Consider the following 13,685-nt stretch of genomic DNA (forward strand, 5'->3'; position numbering starts at 1 on the left):
GCGCATCCGTTTTGGATGACGCATTTTCCTGATGATAAAAGTTAGAAAATACTAACTATAATTGAAAGAGAGGTTCTTCTTTATGAGCAAAGTAGCAATCGTATTCTGGAGCGCGACCGGCAACACCGAGACCATGGCAAACTGCATCGCTGAAGGGGCAGGTGCTGCCGCCACCATCGTTCCCTGTGGCGAGATGAATGCTGCCAAGCTGGGCGAATATGACGTCGTGGCATTCGGCTGCCCCGCAATGGGCGCTGAGCAGCTGGAGGAGAGCGAGTTCGAGCCGATGTTCGCTTCTCTGGAAGGTTCCCTGAACGGCAAGAAGGTCGCCCTGTTCGGCTCCTACGGCTGGGGCGACGGCCAGTGGATGCGCGATTGGTGCGAGCGTGTCAAGGAGGACGGCGCGGTCCTGTTCAGCGAAGAGGGCCTCATCTGCAACGAGACGCCCGACGACGATGTCCAGGCTGCCTGCCGCAAGCTGGGCGCTGACCTGGCTGCATGGTAAGCCTTTTCTCTTGACAAAATGAGTTTGTCTTGATAAACTAACCGACAGAGAACCGAACGACACCGGCTTTCTGCCGGTTTTTTGTTGTATCTGGAGGAACGCATGAAACAGACTACCCCGAAAGACCTTGCGAAAAAGCGCGCGGAGGAACAACTTCTGGTGAGCGAGATGATCGCGCTCTACTGCCGCAGGCAGCACAGCACACCCAAAGGCTCGCTCTGCCCGGAATGTCAGGAGCTTCGCGATTATGCGCTGGCCCGCATCGACCATTGCCCGTTCATGGAGACGAAGACCTTCTGTTCGGCCTGCAAAGTCCACTGCTACAAGCCTGCCATGCGGGAGCAGATCCGCACTGTCATGCGCTGGGCCGGGCCGCGGATGCTGCCGGTGCACCCCGTTCTCTCCATCCGGCATGTGATCGTGACCATCCGGGCCAAACGCAAGGCCGGGGCAGAGAAGTGACCGGTGTATAAATCTCACGGAATGGGGGCATCCTAGAAGCATCCCAGATTCAAAGAGGTGAGAACGAATGGAAAATACCGGTGTTGTCTGCGATGTCTGCAAGTGCCGCCACAATGTGGAGAGCTGCAAGTGTGACCTGCCGCAGATCAAGGTGACGGAGCACTGCTCCTGCACCACCCAGCAGATCGAGACCCCGCACTTCTGCCAGAATTACGAAGCCAAGTAACTTCGTAACTTCTACGCGCAGAAAACCGCCCGGTTCCGTGCCGAAAACAGCATGGAACCGGGCGGTTTGTGTTTTGGTGTGGCTCAGCGCAGGGCCACGCCGCAGGTGGCAAGGCTGCGCACCAGTGTGCCGACGCTCTCCTTCATCTGGATGCCGGCGAAACCCAGCCGGAAGGCCGCCTGCACATTGTCCAGCCGGTCGTCGATGAAGACGCTCTCCTGCGCCTTGAGGTGGTATTTTTCCAGCAGCGCCTTGTAGATGCGGGGGTCCGGCTTGTTGATGTGGACCTCGCAGGAGGCCACGCCGCCGTCGAACAGGCCCTTCATGTCCCGGTTCATCAGCAGGTCGAGCACATCTTCCGGAATATTGCTCAGGTAATAAACGCAGTAGCCGTGGGCTTTCAGCTTCTGCACCAGCTCCTGCATCCGGCGGCGGGGGCGCAGGATGTGCATCCAGTCATCCAGAACGCCCTGCACCTCAAAGGCGCAGCCCTGTTCTCTGGCTTTGGCCAGCATCCGCTGGTTGGCCTCGAACCGGGTGATGAGCCCGGCGTCCAGCAGCTTCCACTCTTCGCTGTCAAAGGTCAGTGCACTGACCTGCTCCTCCACATCGGCGTTGCAGAAACGGTCCACCAGATACTCCTTGGGGTCAAAATCGACCATGACGCCGCCGAAATCAAACACGATATTTTTATACATCGACACATACCTCGATCTGAATGGGTGAGTTTTCCAATTGGTCGCTGCACTCAGTATAACACAAGGGACCGGTCTGCATCAAGCGCCGCTCTGCCGCATACAGTAAAAGAGAACATACAGCGGGGAGGGGAGCCGATGACATTCCGGGAGCTTTGCGCCAAAGAGGTCGTGCAGCTGTCCAATGGGGCCTGCCTGGGCAGGGCCGATGATCTGGAACTTGACCCGCAGACCGCGCAGGTCCGGAGCCTGCTTTTGCTGGGCAGGCCGCATCTGTTCGGGCTGCTGGGGCGGGACGAGACGCTGACCATCCCCTGGGAGGAGATCGACAAGATCGGGCTGGATGCCGTTCTGGTGCGCACAGAACTGCCTTTGCCGGAGCAAAAAAGTGCTTCGTTCTGGCAAAAGCTGCGCCGCTGGCTGGATGGATGAAAGTTTTTCATCTGTTTTTCCGGAATTAGGGTTTGATTTTACAGAAAACAGGATTATAATAGGGAACCGTGGGCCATGATTTGTGCTCGCAAACTCAAAGATCATCGCCCCATTGGGGCGCTCAGGAAGTGAAAGGAACGGTTCTTGTATGAATAAACGCGCATCCCGCACTCCGGCCAGGCTCCATGCGCTGCGGCTGGCTTTCCCGCCGGTCGTCACGCTGGTGCTTGTGGTGCTCACGGAGTGGATCGCCCGCGGCAGTCTGACCGTGGACACTCTGACCCAATACATTTTTCCCCACGCTGAAGCCTATCTTCTGGCATGGGCGCTGCTTTTCCTCATCTGGCTGATGGTGGACTGGCTGACTCGGTTCGCGCCGCTGGCCACCCTGATCGCGGCCATTCTCGGCTGTGTCCCGGCGGCGGTGGATTTCTACACGCTGCAGCTGCGCGGTGAGCCGTTTCTCCCGTGGGATCTGGCGCAGGTCTCGGAAGCGGCGGGCGTTGCTTCCGCTGCCGGGATCCATATCCAGACCAGCATGGTGGTCTCCACCGTTATCATTCTGCTGCTGCTCGTGGCCAGCTTCTTCCTCTACCGCGGACGGAAAAAGCTGAACTGGAAGCCCCGCGTGTTGGGTTTTGCGGCCAGCGCTGCGGCCGTCTGCGGTCTGCTTTTCGGTGTCTTCCTGCAGCCCGCAGTCACCCAGGCCATCGGCATCCTGCCTGACGCCTGGATGCAGGATCGCTATTATCGCTACTACGGCGTCACCACCAGTTTTCTGACCAACCTCACCAATCTGGAGATCTCGAAACCGGACAACTACTCGGAAGATGCCGTGAACGAGATTTTGGACGACACCGCCGCAGCCGGGAACTACCAGACGGCACCGCTTTACCCGGCGTCCTATGGGGCGGTCACGCCTGCCGGGGAGACCGAACAGAACCCCACTATCATCTACGTGATGGACGAGTCCTACTGGGATGTCTCGGAGCTGGAGCAGTATGGCTTTGCATTTGATACAGATGTCTCCGCCAACCTCCATCGCCTGCAGGAGACCAGCGCTTCCGGCCGGGCTTACAGCCCCAGCTTCGGCGGCGGCACCTGCGATGTGGAGTTTGAGGCGCTGACCGGCTATTCCGTCTCCTATCTGCCCAACGGCAGCAAGCCCTATCAGCAGCATGTGACCCGGCCCATGTTCTCTCTGCCGAATTACCTCAAGACGCAGGGCTATCAGACCGCCGCCGTCCACTGCTTCTGGGCCAAATACTGGAGCCGCGACACGGCCTATCCGAATCTGGGTCTGGACACCTTCCTCAGTCTGGAAAAGATGACCCACGTCAACAAGGTGCGCAGGCACTACTGGACTTCCGGCCTTGTCACGGACGACTCCATGGCCGACCAGATCATCCAGCAGTACGAGAGCATGAAGGCCTCCTCCGATGCGCCGGTCTTCCTCCATGCCGTCACGATGCAGAATCACACCAATTATAATAAGGACAACTACCCCGACGACCAGCGCGTCAAGGTGCTGAACGCTCCGTCTGGCATCAGCCGGAGCACGCTGGGGGCGCTCGAAGACTTTGCTACCGGTATCCGGGATGCCGACGCCATGCTGGGCCGCCTGACCGACTACTTCTCTCAGGTGGACGAGCCGGTCGTCCTCGTGTTCTGGGGCGACCATTACAACCCCATTGATTCCAACTACGACGTCTTCACGAAGAGCGGCTATGCCAGTGATTCCAGCGCCGACCCCCGCCTCCACCAGACGACCCTGCTCATGTGGTCGAACTATTCGCAGCAGCCTGTGGACCTTGGCACCATCGCTGCCTACGACATTTCGCCGGTCATGATGAACATCTACGGCCTGAAGCAGCCGCTCTATTTCCAGTATCTGAACCGCCAGCTGCAGGTGGCGTACCGCACGAACACCCGCGGCACCGTCATGAACCGGAATGGCACCACCACCCAGGAGCCTACTGCATTGCAGCAGCAGTGGAGCGCCAACCACTGGCTGCTCCAATACGACCTGATGTTCGGCAAGGGCTATGCCCTCAGCCGGATGGGGATGGAGGGCCTGGAAGCGGCACCGACCGGCAAATAAGAGAAGATCGCAAAATCTTTTTGTAAAAAACACCGAAAAGCTCTTGAATCCGCGTCCTTTTTGTGCTATTATAATTCAGCATTACACACGCATCACTATGCCCTTTTGTGCCCATCCGGGTGGAGGGCAGTCAGGCCCGTCCGATACGGTGCCCTGATCACGGTGTGCGGAGGCAAAACAATATCTGGAGGTATTTTACTATGGCAGTCGTTTCTATGAAGCAGCTTCTCGAAGCAGGTGTGCACTTCGGTCACCAGACCCGTCGCTGGAACCCCAAGATGGCGAAGTATATCTTCACCGAGCGCAACGGCATCTATATCATCGATCTGCAGAAGACCGTGAAGAAGCTGGACGAGGCTTACAACTACGTGAAGGAAGTTGCAGCTGAGGGCGGCGACATCCTGTTCGTCGGCACCAAGAAGCAGGCTCAGGAGTCCATCCGTGATGAGGCTCTGCGCTGCGGCATGCACTATGTCAACGCTCGCTGGCTGGGCGGTATGCTGACCAACTTCCGTACCATCCGCAAGCGTATCGACCGCATGGATCAGCTGGCTAAGATGCAGGAGAACGGCACCTTCGAGCTGCTGCCCAAGAAGGAAGTGGCAAAACTGGAGCTGGAGATGGAGAAGCTGGACAAGTACCTGGGCGGCGTCAAGAACATGAAGACCCTGCCGAAAGCCATGTTCATCGTCGATCCTCACAAGGAGCGCATCGCTGTTGCTGAGGCCCGCAAGCTGAACATCCCCATCGTTGCAATCGTCGATACCAACTGCAACCCCGATGAGATCGATTACGTGATCCCCGGCAACGACGACGCAATCCGCGCTGTCAAGCTGATCGCCGGTGCAATGGCCGACGCTGTTCTGGAAGGCAAGCAGGGCAACCAGGAAGCTCCCGCTGAGGAAGCAAACGCCTGATTTTCCGTATTCCGAACAAACCCGTTTAGTAACGTGTAAGGGAGAATAAAAATGGCTATTACTGCAAAAGACGTTATGGAGCTGCGCAAGCAGACCGACTGCGGCATGATGGAGTGCAAGAAGGCTCTGACTGAGGCTGACGGCAACTTCGAGAAGGCAATCGAGATCCTGCGTGAGCGTGGTCTGGCTACCGCTGCAAAGAAGGCAAGCCGTACCGCTGCTGAGGGCATGGTCTACGCGGATTACTGCCCGCAGTGCAAGGTCGGCGTTGTCATCGAAGTCAACGCTGAGACCGACTTCGTTGCCAAGAACGACAAGTTCGTTGCTTTCGTCAAGGAGGCAACTCAGGTCATCATGAAGCAGAACCCTGCTGACGTTGAGGCTCTGATGGCTTGCAAGACCGAGTCCGGCGAGACCGTGGACGAGGCTCTGAAGAACCTGATCCTGGTCATCAAGGAGAACATCAAGGTCCGTCGTTTCGTCCGTTACGAGGGCGTCTGCTCTGCTTACGTCCACGGCGGCGGCACCCACGGCATCCTGGTCAACTTCGAGACCACCAACGGCATCGACGCAAAGGACGAGTTCGTTGCTTACGGCAAGGACATCGCCATGCAGGTCGCTGCTGCAAACCCCAGCTATGTGGACGAGGCTTCTGTCCCTGCTGAGGTCGTGGCCAAGGAGAAGGAGATCATGCTCGCTCAGATGGCTGGAGATCCGAAGACCGCCAACAAGCCGGATGCAGTCAAGCAGAAGATGATCGAGGGCAAGATCAAGAAGTTCTTCAAGGAGAACTGCCTGGTCGATCAGGAGTTCGTCAAGGACGGCGACCTGTCTGTTGCTCAGTACACCGCTAAGGTCGCTAAGGACCTGGGCGGCGACATCAAGATCGTCAAGTTCACCCGCTTCCAGAAGGGCGAGGGCCTGGAGAAGCGCGCTGACGACTTCGCTGCTGAAGTCGCAAGCATGGTGAAGTAATTCAAGCTTCCAGGCTGAAAATGGGAGCCGCAGTGCCTGTCACAGGGCGCTACGGCTCCTTTTTTGCGTTCCGGGGTTGTAAAACCTGACCGAAGATGTTATGATAGACCCATTCCAAACAGAAAGAAGTGCTGATTATGAAAATCGTCCCGTGTGCGTTCCAACTGCCCAACGGAGAAATGCTGACGGTGCGCAGTCTGTGCGCAGACGACGCCGAAGCGCTCAACGCATTCCGCCTTGCAACCTACCGCGAAACCCATTTTATGGCGCGTTATCCAGAGGATGGAGCGAGTCTGGAAGAGATGCAAAAGGGGCTGGCAGGCTCTGAAGCCAGCGCGCTGAATTTTGAGGTCGGTGCTTTTGCCGGAGAAAAGCTGGTGGGGGAGTTTGGTGTGACACAGGTGCGGCCGCACATCAAGTATCGCCATCGTGCAGTCATGGGGATCTCTGTGTTGAAAGAAGCCTGGGGCTGCGGTCTGGGCAGTTATCTGATGCAGCTGGCCATTGACCAGACCCGCACCAACGGTTTCGAACAACTGGAACTGGGGGTGTACAGCGATAACACCCGTGCCATCCACCTCTATGAAAAGTTTGGCTTTGAACGCTGCGGCACCATGCCCCATGCCTTCAAACTCAAGGATGGAACCTACCGCGACGAGATCATGATGGTGAAGATGCTATGAAAACAGAACGCATTACCCTGAAGGGCATCCCCGCGCTCCTCATCGGCGAGCCTTCCCACAAGGTGTATCTCTACGTCCACGGAAAAATGGGCAGCAAGGAGGAAGCTCTTGCATTTGCAGAGCAGGCCTGCCCGGCAGGTTATCAGGTGCTGGCCATCGACCTGCCCGAACATGGCGAGCGGAAGAACGGCCCGGAACGGCTCCTGCCATGGGTGGTCGTTCCGGAGCTACAATTTATGGATCAGTATGCAAGAGTGCACTGGCGGCAGGTCTCGCTGCGGGCCACGAGCATCGGTGCGTGGTTTTCCATGCTGGCGTTACAGGAGAAGGCACTGCGCCGTGCGCTCTTCGTTTCGCCCATCGTGGATATGGAAGACCTCATCGGCAGGATGATGCAGCAGGCCAACGTGACCGAAGAGCAGCTGAAGGCGGCAGGGGAGATCCCCACAACTTTCGGGGAGACGCTTTCGTGGCCGTATCTCTGCTGGGTGCGGGAGCATCCGCTCCGCTGGCGCACCCCCACGCAGGTGCTCTATGGCGAAGCCGACGAGCTGACTTCCTATGCTGTACTCGACCGCTTCAAGCGCGCGACCGGGGCACAGTTGACCCTTCTGGCCGACGGGGAGCACTGGTTCCACACCGAGACGCAGCTGGCCGTGCTGCAGGCTTGGGAAGGTGCGCATCTATAAGCGCAGAAAAACAGAGATCCCCGCTGACGGGTTCGATGACGTCAGCGGGGATCTCTTTCTGTTTTTACGAACGAATCGTGAAAACCGCAGTTGTTTTTAGACTTTTGCTTCGCTGTTGTGCTCCGCGTTGGAGTAAGCCTTGAAGGAGTGGAAGACGATGTTCAGGCCCAGAACGATCAACAGGACAGCTAGGATCAGCTGCAGGCCGTTGGCGATGAACACAGCGCCCCAGGTGGTCTCACCAGCAGGGATGCCCACCGAAGCGGCAGCGCTGATGGCCTTGACCATCGCGATCAGACGCTGGACCAGCGCGGTGAAGGTGACGCACAGCATGATGACCAGCGGGGGGAAGAGCATCTTGTTGTTGCGGCCGGTGACCTTCAGGAAGACGCACAGGGTGGCCAGAACCAGAGCGCTCAGCAGCTGGTTGGCGGAACCGAACAGCGGCCAGATGTTGGCGTAGCCGATCTTGGTCAGGATGAAGCCGAACACCAGCGTGATGAAGGTGGAGAAGTAGACGTTGCAGAACAGCTTGCGCCAGCCCTCTGCATGCTCCATGTCATCGACGCTGAACAGCTCCTGGAAGCTCATGCGGCCGATACGCGCAACGGCATCCAGGCTGGTCAGAGCCAGAGCAGAAACGCACATGGTCATGAAGACGGTAGCAGCGTAGGCGGGGATGCCGAACATCTCAAAGAAACCGGCAACGCCGCAGCTGAAGATCTGGAACGGGGTGCCTGCGGCGGGGGTGCCATCCGCAGCGGCAGCAGCGCCTGCAACGCACAGGGCCAGAACAGCCAGCAGGCTTTCGAGGATCATAGCACCATAGCCGACTTTCAGCATATCCTTTTCGTTCTCCACGGTCTTGGAAGAAGTGCCGGAAGAGACCAGGCTGTGGAAACCGGAAACGGCACCGCAGGCCACGGTAACGAACAGGATGGGGAACATGGTACCCAGCTTCTCATTGGTGAAACCGGTGAAAACGGGCAGGTTCATGGTGGGGTGTGCGACCAGCAGGCCGACCACAGCACCTGCAATCATGGCCACGAACATGAAGGTGGTCATGTGGTCACGGGGCTGCTTCAGCAGCCACATGGGCAGGACGGCTGCAAAGAAGATGTAGATGAAGGTGATGTAGCTCCATGCAGCCTTGCCCAGGATGATGGGGAAGTTTGCACCGATCACGAAAGACAGAACGATGAAGACGATGCTGATGACGCTCTCCTTCCAGCCGGAGAAGTTGAACTTCTTCTGGATCAGGCCGAAGACGACGGCGAACACCATGAACATGATGGAGACCATACCGGCAGCACCGTTGGTCTGTGCGGCCTCGACCAGAGCACCATCGGTGCCAAAGGCATTGAAGGTGCCGGCGACCATGTCAGCAAACGCTGCGATGACGATGCCGCAGAACAGCCAGCAGAACAGCAGGAACAGCTTGCGGCCGGTCTTGCCGATGTACTTCTCGATCAGCATACCCATGGACTTGCCGTCGTTCTTGACGGAAGCATACAGCGCGCCGAAGTCGGTCACAGCACCAAAGAAGATGCCGCCGATCAGGACCCACAGCAGAACGGGCAGCCAGCCGAATGCGGCAGCCTGGATGGCACCGGTGACAGGGCCGGCACCTGCGATGGAACTGAACTGATGGGCAAAAACGGTCCAGCCGTTGGTGGGGACGTAGTCGCGGCCGTCCTCGTGGACGACTGCGGGGGTCTTAGCCTTGGGGTCGATGCCCCACTTGTTTGCCAGCCAGCGTCCATAGAAGGTGTAAGCTCCTAACAGACACACGGCTGCAATCAAAACGATGACCAGCGTGTTCATTTCTTTTACCTCTTTCCTTTCTTTCCAAACGGCAAAGCGGCCAGGGTCCATCTGGCGGCTGCACTCAAAAACCACAAGCGGCCGGGCGGCAGGGGATGAAAAAAGCCTCCATCTTCGTTCTGGATGCAGACCGCATCCACCCGAAGACGAAGGCCTGACAACCGGTCTCCCGGCTGCAATTCTCCGCGGTACCACTTCGCTTGCTGCTTTTGAGGGCAGCCACTTTCTGCCCGCTCCGGGAGAACCTCACCGGAGCGGGACGCCCTGTAACGGGGGCGGATCGGCCAGGTACTACTGTTCGGTTCGCACCGGCTGCTCGCAGGGGATAACCTTTCTCTCTTTGCTGCCGTCTTACACCAAAACCGACAGCTCTCTGGGAGCAGGTGTGGGAAAAGGTCGTGTCCTGTTCACTGCATTTGCCGAATGATTGTGTATACTTTAGTCCCGATTTCATAATTTGTCAATATATTTTGGGCAAGTTAGGAGGATGTGCCAATTCGGGAAAAATGCTGGTAAAAATTTTTAGATGATTTTTGTTCATGTGTGAAGAGAAGAAAACTATGCACGTTAAAATATGAAAATCACTCACGTTGTAAAAAGACTTGACTTTCACGCTTTCGTGTGCTAAAGTGATAATACAAACTCATAAAATCTTCCAAATACCCGGCGCTTGCCGCAAAGGAGGCCGCTATGGCTGAGAAAAACCCCAGAAAGAACCCGACCACGGACGCACTGTTCGATGCGATCCTGAGCCTTGAAACACGGGAAGAATGCTACAATTTCTTTGAGGACCTGTGCACCGTAAAGGAAATCTCCGATATGGCGCAGCGCCTGGAAGCGGCCAAGCTGCTTTTGGGTGGCAGCACCTATGACCAGATCGTCAAAGCGGTGGAGATCAGCACGGCCACCATCAGCCGGATCAACCGCTGCATCCAGTACGGCAGCGGCGGCTACCGCGACGTCATCGAAAAAGTCTCTGCGAAGGAAGCAGCCGATTCCGCCGAGTGACACAGGCGGCGGCCCGGACATACAATGGGGCATACCTTATATAAGAAAGGATGACCCGATTTATGATCACGGAAACCAACTGCACGCCTACGCTGGAATGCCCCGCACTGCCCCGCGTCACCCTCGACCAGGCCGTCATCGACCTGCTGGAGAGCATTGCGCTGCAGGAGTCTGCCCTCAGCCACATCCTCTGCGCGGAGAGCCAGAAGATGAAGACCGCGATGGCCATGAAGGAAGTGGACCTGTGCAAGCTGCTGGAGATCAACGACTCGGCCACCAACATGGTCCATGCCGTAGCCAATCTGGAACTGGCACTCAAAGATAAGCTGGAATTTATCTCCAACAATCTCTATTACCCCTCGACGGAAAACACCACCACCGCGCAATAACCGGCGGTTGCCCCTGCCTGCCCGCACTTTGCCGGGCAGGCTTTTTGTGTTTGTGGCTATTCTATGAACAATCTAGCCAAAAGATGAAAAAACGTTTTGTGCGGAATTGCTGAATACAGAAAACTGTGCTATACTATACACTGTATATGTGTGAAAGAGAGGAAATGAACCTTGCAGCACTATGACGTGATCTTATTCGACGTGGACGGAACGCTCATTGATTCCGCACCCGGCATCCTGAATACACTGGAAGAGGTCTTCCGCAAGATGAACGTAGATATCACCGGTGTGGACCTGCACCGCTACCTCGGCCCGCCGCTGCGCAAGACGTTCGCAGAGCACTTCACCGACCCGGCCAAGGTCGAGGAAGCCGCCGGGCTTTACCGTGCCAGCTATGCCGTCAAGGGCAGCCACGAGTGCCGCGTGTTCCCCGGTGCGGCAGAGATGCTCCGCCGCCTGAAGGAAGCGGGCTTTGTACTCTGCACGGCGACCTCCAAGCCCACTCAGGTGGTGACGCCCATTCTCAAGGAGCAGGGCCTTGCCCCATACTTCGATTTCATCGGCGGTGCCTCCATGGACGAGAGCCGTGATACCAAGACCGAGGTCGTCCGCTACGTGCTGGAGCAGCCCTGCGTCAAGGGCAAACGGGTCCTGATGGTCGGGGACCGCAACGACGATATGCGCGGTGCGGCAGACTGCGGTCTGGATGCTGCCGGTGCGCTGTACGGCTATGGCAGCCGGGAAGAGCTGGAACCGTTCCACCCAGTCTTTCTGGCCGAGAGCTGCGCTGCCCTCGCGGACGCCCTTGTGAACGCCTGGCCGGACCGCTGATTGAGAATGAAAATGGTGAATCATTATGAATCGTAGGACACAATCGGACAAGCAATCTATGACTCCTTTGCAGCGGCAGGCTGTTCTGGTCTGCGTTGTGTGTGCGCTGGCGGCGCTGCTGACCATCGGCATCACCCTGACCCTGCTCAGGCGGGGCAAAGTGGACGCCCCGAATGTACCCGATGCAGACTCCGTCTCCTCGGAAACGCCCGCGGGTGGCGAAGATCTGGCAGAGCACTATCAAATCGACAATTCATCGGCTTCTCTGTTGGCAGAAACGGCCGATGCGGGGCAGTCCTACCAGGACGAGACCCTCTTCATCGGCGACTCCAACACGGTGCGCCTGTACAACAACGGCCTGATCTCCCTGCAGCAGTTCTGCGCCAAGGAGGGCATCGGCACACAGGTGGCCCTGAATGAGGGCATCGTCACTTTTAAGAAGGACAGCAATGCCTATCCCATTGCCCAGGCTGTCGCCATGATGAAACCCCGCCGCGTGGTCATCACCCTCGGCACCAACGACAACGGCATGGAAGTGGCCGACTTTATCGCGAATTATACCGCTCTGGTCCAGGCCATCCAGGCCAGCTATCCCTATACCGATATCATCGTCAACACCATCCCGCCCATCCCGGCGGATCATTCGACCTACCCTCACATGGATCAGGCCAGGATCGACGATATGAACATGGCACTGCTCAATCTGTGCGAGCAGCTGGGCCTCAAGTTTCTGAACACCGCCGAGATCCTCAAGGGGGAGGATGGCTACGGCAAGCCGGACTACTACACAAACGGCGACATCCACCTGAAGAGTGCGGGCCTCAAGGCAGCGCTGAGCTATCTGCGCACCCACGCCTACACCACCGATGACCGCCGCCCGGATACCGCCAACATCCCGACCCGCACACTGGAGTATGTTTCCAACCCCAGTTCTGCGGTCCAGGCTCCCAGCTCGGAGTCTGCCAGCGAGAGCGCCAGCAGTTCCACCGCTGAGCCTGTTCACTATGAAGCGCACTATCGGGTCGAAAAGAAGGGCGGCGGTACGCTGACCTCCGGCGGTGAGTCCGACAAGACCTCCCTGAGCTACACCGTGACCGATGCGTCTCAGACCATCAGTGTGACGGCAGTTCCCGCCGAGGGCTATGTCTTCGTCAAGTGGAGCGACGGTGTCACCACCCGCACCCGCACCGACGACAAGTTCCAGCAGAACATTGACGTCACGGCCGTGTTTGCCGCAGTGTCCGTCGAGATCTCCAACGAGGGCAAGGGCCTGTTCGGCAGCTCCTATATCTTCAAGGCAAAGCTCGGCGGCAAGTATGCCAGCAGCGACAACCTCCGCTGGTACGCCAACGGGGAAGAGGTCAAGGCCGCTGCAGGCCAGACGACCGTGACCGTTCCGGTCTCCTCCATGGCCGTCGGCAGCTATAAGATCTACGCCGTCGTCACCTACAACGACTGCACCGTGAAGAGCAACACGCTGACCTTGACCGTCCACAGCGAATCGTCCAGTTCGAGCACATCGAGCAGCAGTTCGTCTTCCAGCTCTTCGAGTTCGGGCAGCTCGTCTTCGTCCGGAGCTTCCTCCGGCAGTACATCCGGTTCCTCCGCTTCGTCCAAAGAAGAAGCCGCCTCTTCCGGCAGCTCCAGCTCGTCCCACAGCACCTCCGGCAGCAGCTCGGAGCACTCCTCCAGCTCTGCTTCCAGCGCATCGGCGTCTACGAGCGAGTCGAAAGCCGAGTCCAAGGCAGAATCGGCCAGCGCTTCGCAGAGTGAGTCCAAAGAGGAAAGCGCTTCTTCCCACAGCGAGTCGAAGGCGGAATCAAAAACCGAATCGAAGACCGAAGCCTCGGAAAGCAAGGCTGAGAACGATCTGCCCGCTTCCAGCGAGACGAGCGCAGAGAACACCGAGGCCGCAGCAAGCCGCTGACACTTTTCCACTTCGCTGCAT

Annotated in this window: 15 protein-coding genes; 13 read left to right on the forward strand and 2 right to left on the reverse strand. The window is 57.8% G+C overall.

The window, feature by feature from the left end; genetic code table 11:
• Positions 1–82 precede the first annotated feature (82 nt).
• The 3 genes from I5P96_RS07205 to I5P96_RS07215 all read left to right on the forward strand — a co-directional run bounded on the left by I5P96_RS07205 (position 83) and on the right by I5P96_RS07215 (position 1,193).
• Positions 83–505, forward strand: a complete 423-nt coding sequence (locus tag I5P96_RS07205) for a flavodoxin (protein WP_097792288.1) — start codon at positions 83–85, stop codon at positions 503–505.
• Positions 506–607: 102 nt separating this feature from the next.
• Positions 608–967: a nitrous oxide-stimulated promoter family protein gene (locus I5P96_RS07210; protein WP_223383708.1), complete on the forward strand. Its 360-nt coding sequence runs from the start codon at positions 608–610 to the stop codon at positions 965–967.
• Between the two features lie 67 nt (positions 968–1,034).
• Complete coding sequence (locus I5P96_RS07215; protein ID WP_097792286.1) at positions 1,035–1,193, forward strand: DUF1540 domain-containing protein; 159 nt, start codon at positions 1,035–1,037, stop codon at positions 1,191–1,193.
• 83 nt (positions 1,194–1,276) lie between these two features.
• Here I5P96_RS07215 and I5P96_RS07220 read toward each other — a convergent pair whose 3' ends face one another.
• Positions 1,277–1,891 carry an HAD family hydrolase gene (locus tag I5P96_RS07220; protein WP_097792285.1) on the reverse strand — a complete coding sequence of 205 codons (615 nt, stop codon included), beginning with the start codon at positions 1,889–1,891 and terminating at the stop codon, positions 1,277–1,279.
• A 135-nt stretch (positions 1,892–2,026) separates the two neighbouring features.
• On the opposite strand from I5P96_RS07220, the gene I5P96_RS07225 reads away from it, so the two are divergent.
• From I5P96_RS07225 to I5P96_RS07250, 6 genes are all read left to right on the forward strand, one after another.
• The gene (locus I5P96_RS07225) at positions 2,027–2,320 is read left to right on the forward strand and encodes a PRC-barrel domain-containing protein (protein WP_097792284.1); all 294 of its coding nucleotides are present in this window, start codon (positions 2,027–2,029) and stop codon (positions 2,318–2,320) included.
• 148 nt (positions 2,321–2,468) lie between these two features.
• Positions 2,469–4,421, forward strand: a complete 1,953-nt coding sequence (locus tag I5P96_RS07230; RefSeq protein ID WP_223383709.1) for an LTA synthase family protein — start codon at positions 2,469–2,471, stop codon at positions 4,419–4,421.
• Between the two features lie 200 nt (positions 4,422–4,621).
• A complete protein-coding gene (gene rpsB / locus I5P96_RS07235; protein ID WP_097792282.1) occupies positions 4,622–5,338 on the forward strand; it encodes a 30S ribosomal protein S2 in 717 nt (238 codons plus the stop codon).
• Between the two features lie 51 nt (positions 5,339–5,389).
• The gene (tsf, locus tag I5P96_RS07240) at positions 5,390–6,313 is read left to right on the forward strand and encodes a translation elongation factor Ts (protein WP_223383710.1); all 924 of its coding nucleotides are present in this window, start codon (positions 5,390–5,392) and stop codon (positions 6,311–6,313) included.
• Between the two features lie 137 nt (positions 6,314–6,450).
• Positions 6,451–6,996 (forward strand): GNAT family N-acetyltransferase, encoded by a 546-nt coding sequence (locus I5P96_RS07245; protein WP_223383711.1) that lies wholly within the window; start codon positions 6,451–6,453, stop codon positions 6,994–6,996.
• Positions 6,993–7,685 carry an alpha/beta hydrolase gene (locus I5P96_RS07250; protein ID WP_223383712.1) on the forward strand — a complete coding sequence of 231 codons (693 nt, stop codon included), beginning with the start codon at positions 6,993–6,995 and terminating at the stop codon, positions 7,683–7,685. The genes I5P96_RS07245 and I5P96_RS07250 overlap by 4 nt, the downstream gene beginning before the upstream one ends.
• A gap of 96 nt (positions 7,686–7,781) precedes the next feature.
• Here I5P96_RS07250 and I5P96_RS07255 read toward each other — a convergent pair whose 3' ends face one another.
• Positions 7,782–9,509, reverse strand: a complete 1,728-nt coding sequence (locus tag I5P96_RS07255; RefSeq protein WP_223383713.1) for a carbon starvation protein A — start codon at positions 9,507–9,509, stop codon at positions 7,782–7,784.
• 690 nt (positions 9,510–10,199) lie between these two features.
• On the opposite strand from I5P96_RS07255, the gene I5P96_RS07260 reads away from it, so the two are divergent.
• From I5P96_RS07260 to I5P96_RS07275, 4 genes are all read left to right on the forward strand, one after another.
• A complete protein-coding gene (locus I5P96_RS07260) occupies positions 10,200–10,517 on the forward strand; it encodes a YerC/YecD family TrpR-related protein (protein ID WP_097792279.1) in 318 nt (105 codons plus the stop codon).
• Between the two features lie 62 nt (positions 10,518–10,579).
• Positions 10,580–10,906: a hypothetical protein gene (locus I5P96_RS07265; protein WP_097792278.1), complete on the forward strand. Its 327-nt coding sequence runs from the start codon at positions 10,580–10,582 to the stop codon at positions 10,904–10,906.
• A gap of 171 nt (positions 10,907–11,077) precedes the next feature.
• Complete coding sequence (locus I5P96_RS07270) at positions 11,078–11,737, forward strand: HAD-IA family hydrolase (RefSeq protein WP_223381320.1); 660 nt, start codon at positions 11,078–11,080, stop codon at positions 11,735–11,737.
• A gap of 58 nt (positions 11,738–11,795) precedes the next feature.
• Entirely contained in the window at positions 11,796–13,664 is a 1,869-nt protein-coding gene (locus tag I5P96_RS07275; protein WP_223381322.1) for an SGNH/GDSL hydrolase family protein, read from the forward strand.
• The last annotated feature ends 21 nt before the right edge of the window (positions 13,665–13,685 follow it).

Source organism: Faecalibacterium prausnitzii (assembly GCF_019967995.1).
Lineage (GTDB): Bacteria > Bacillota > Clostridia > Oscillospirales > Ruminococcaceae > Faecalibacterium > Faecalibacterium prausnitzii_E.

Coding starts and splice junctions, on each gene's coding strand:
- I5P96_RS07205 (WP_097792288.1), top strand. CDS start 83: ATGAGCAAAGTAGCAATCGTATTCTGGAGCGCGACCGGCAACACCGAG.
- I5P96_RS07210 (WP_223383708.1), top strand. CDS start 608: ATGAAACAGACTACCCCGAAAGACCTTGCGAAAAAGCGCGCGGAGGAA.
- I5P96_RS07215 (WP_097792286.1), top strand. CDS start 1,035: ATGGAAAATACCGGTGTTGTCTGCGATGTCTGCAAGTGCCGCCACAAT.
- I5P96_RS07220 (WP_097792285.1), bottom strand. CDS start 1,891: ATGTATAAAAATATCGTGTTTGATTTCGGCGGCGTCATGGTCGATTTT.
- I5P96_RS07225 (WP_097792284.1), top strand. CDS start 2,027: ATGACATTCCGGGAGCTTTGCGCCAAAGAGGTCGTGCAGCTGTCCAAT.
- I5P96_RS07230 (WP_223383709.1), top strand. CDS start 2,469: ATGAATAAACGCGCATCCCGCACTCCGGCCAGGCTCCATGCGCTGCGG.
- rpsB (WP_097792282.1), top strand. CDS start 4,622: ATGGCAGTCGTTTCTATGAAGCAGCTTCTCGAAGCAGGTGTGCACTTC.
- tsf (WP_223383710.1), top strand. CDS start 5,390: ATGGCTATTACTGCAAAAGACGTTATGGAGCTGCGCAAGCAGACCGAC.
- I5P96_RS07245 (WP_223383711.1), top strand. CDS start 6,451: ATGAAAATCGTCCCGTGTGCGTTCCAACTGCCCAACGGAGAAATGCTG.
- I5P96_RS07250 (WP_223383712.1), top strand. CDS start 6,993: ATGAAAACAGAACGCATTACCCTGAAGGGCATCCCCGCGCTCCTCATC.
- I5P96_RS07255 (WP_223383713.1), bottom strand. CDS start 9,509: ATGAACACGCTGGTCATCGTTTTGATTGCAGCCGTGTGTCTGTTAGGA.
- I5P96_RS07260 (WP_097792279.1), top strand. CDS start 10,200: ATGGCTGAGAAAAACCCCAGAAAGAACCCGACCACGGACGCACTGTTC.
- I5P96_RS07265 (WP_097792278.1), top strand. CDS start 10,580: ATGATCACGGAAACCAACTGCACGCCTACGCTGGAATGCCCCGCACTG.
- I5P96_RS07275 (WP_223381322.1), top strand. CDS start 11,796: ATGACTCCTTTGCAGCGGCAGGCTGTTCTGGTCTGCGTTGTGTGTGCG.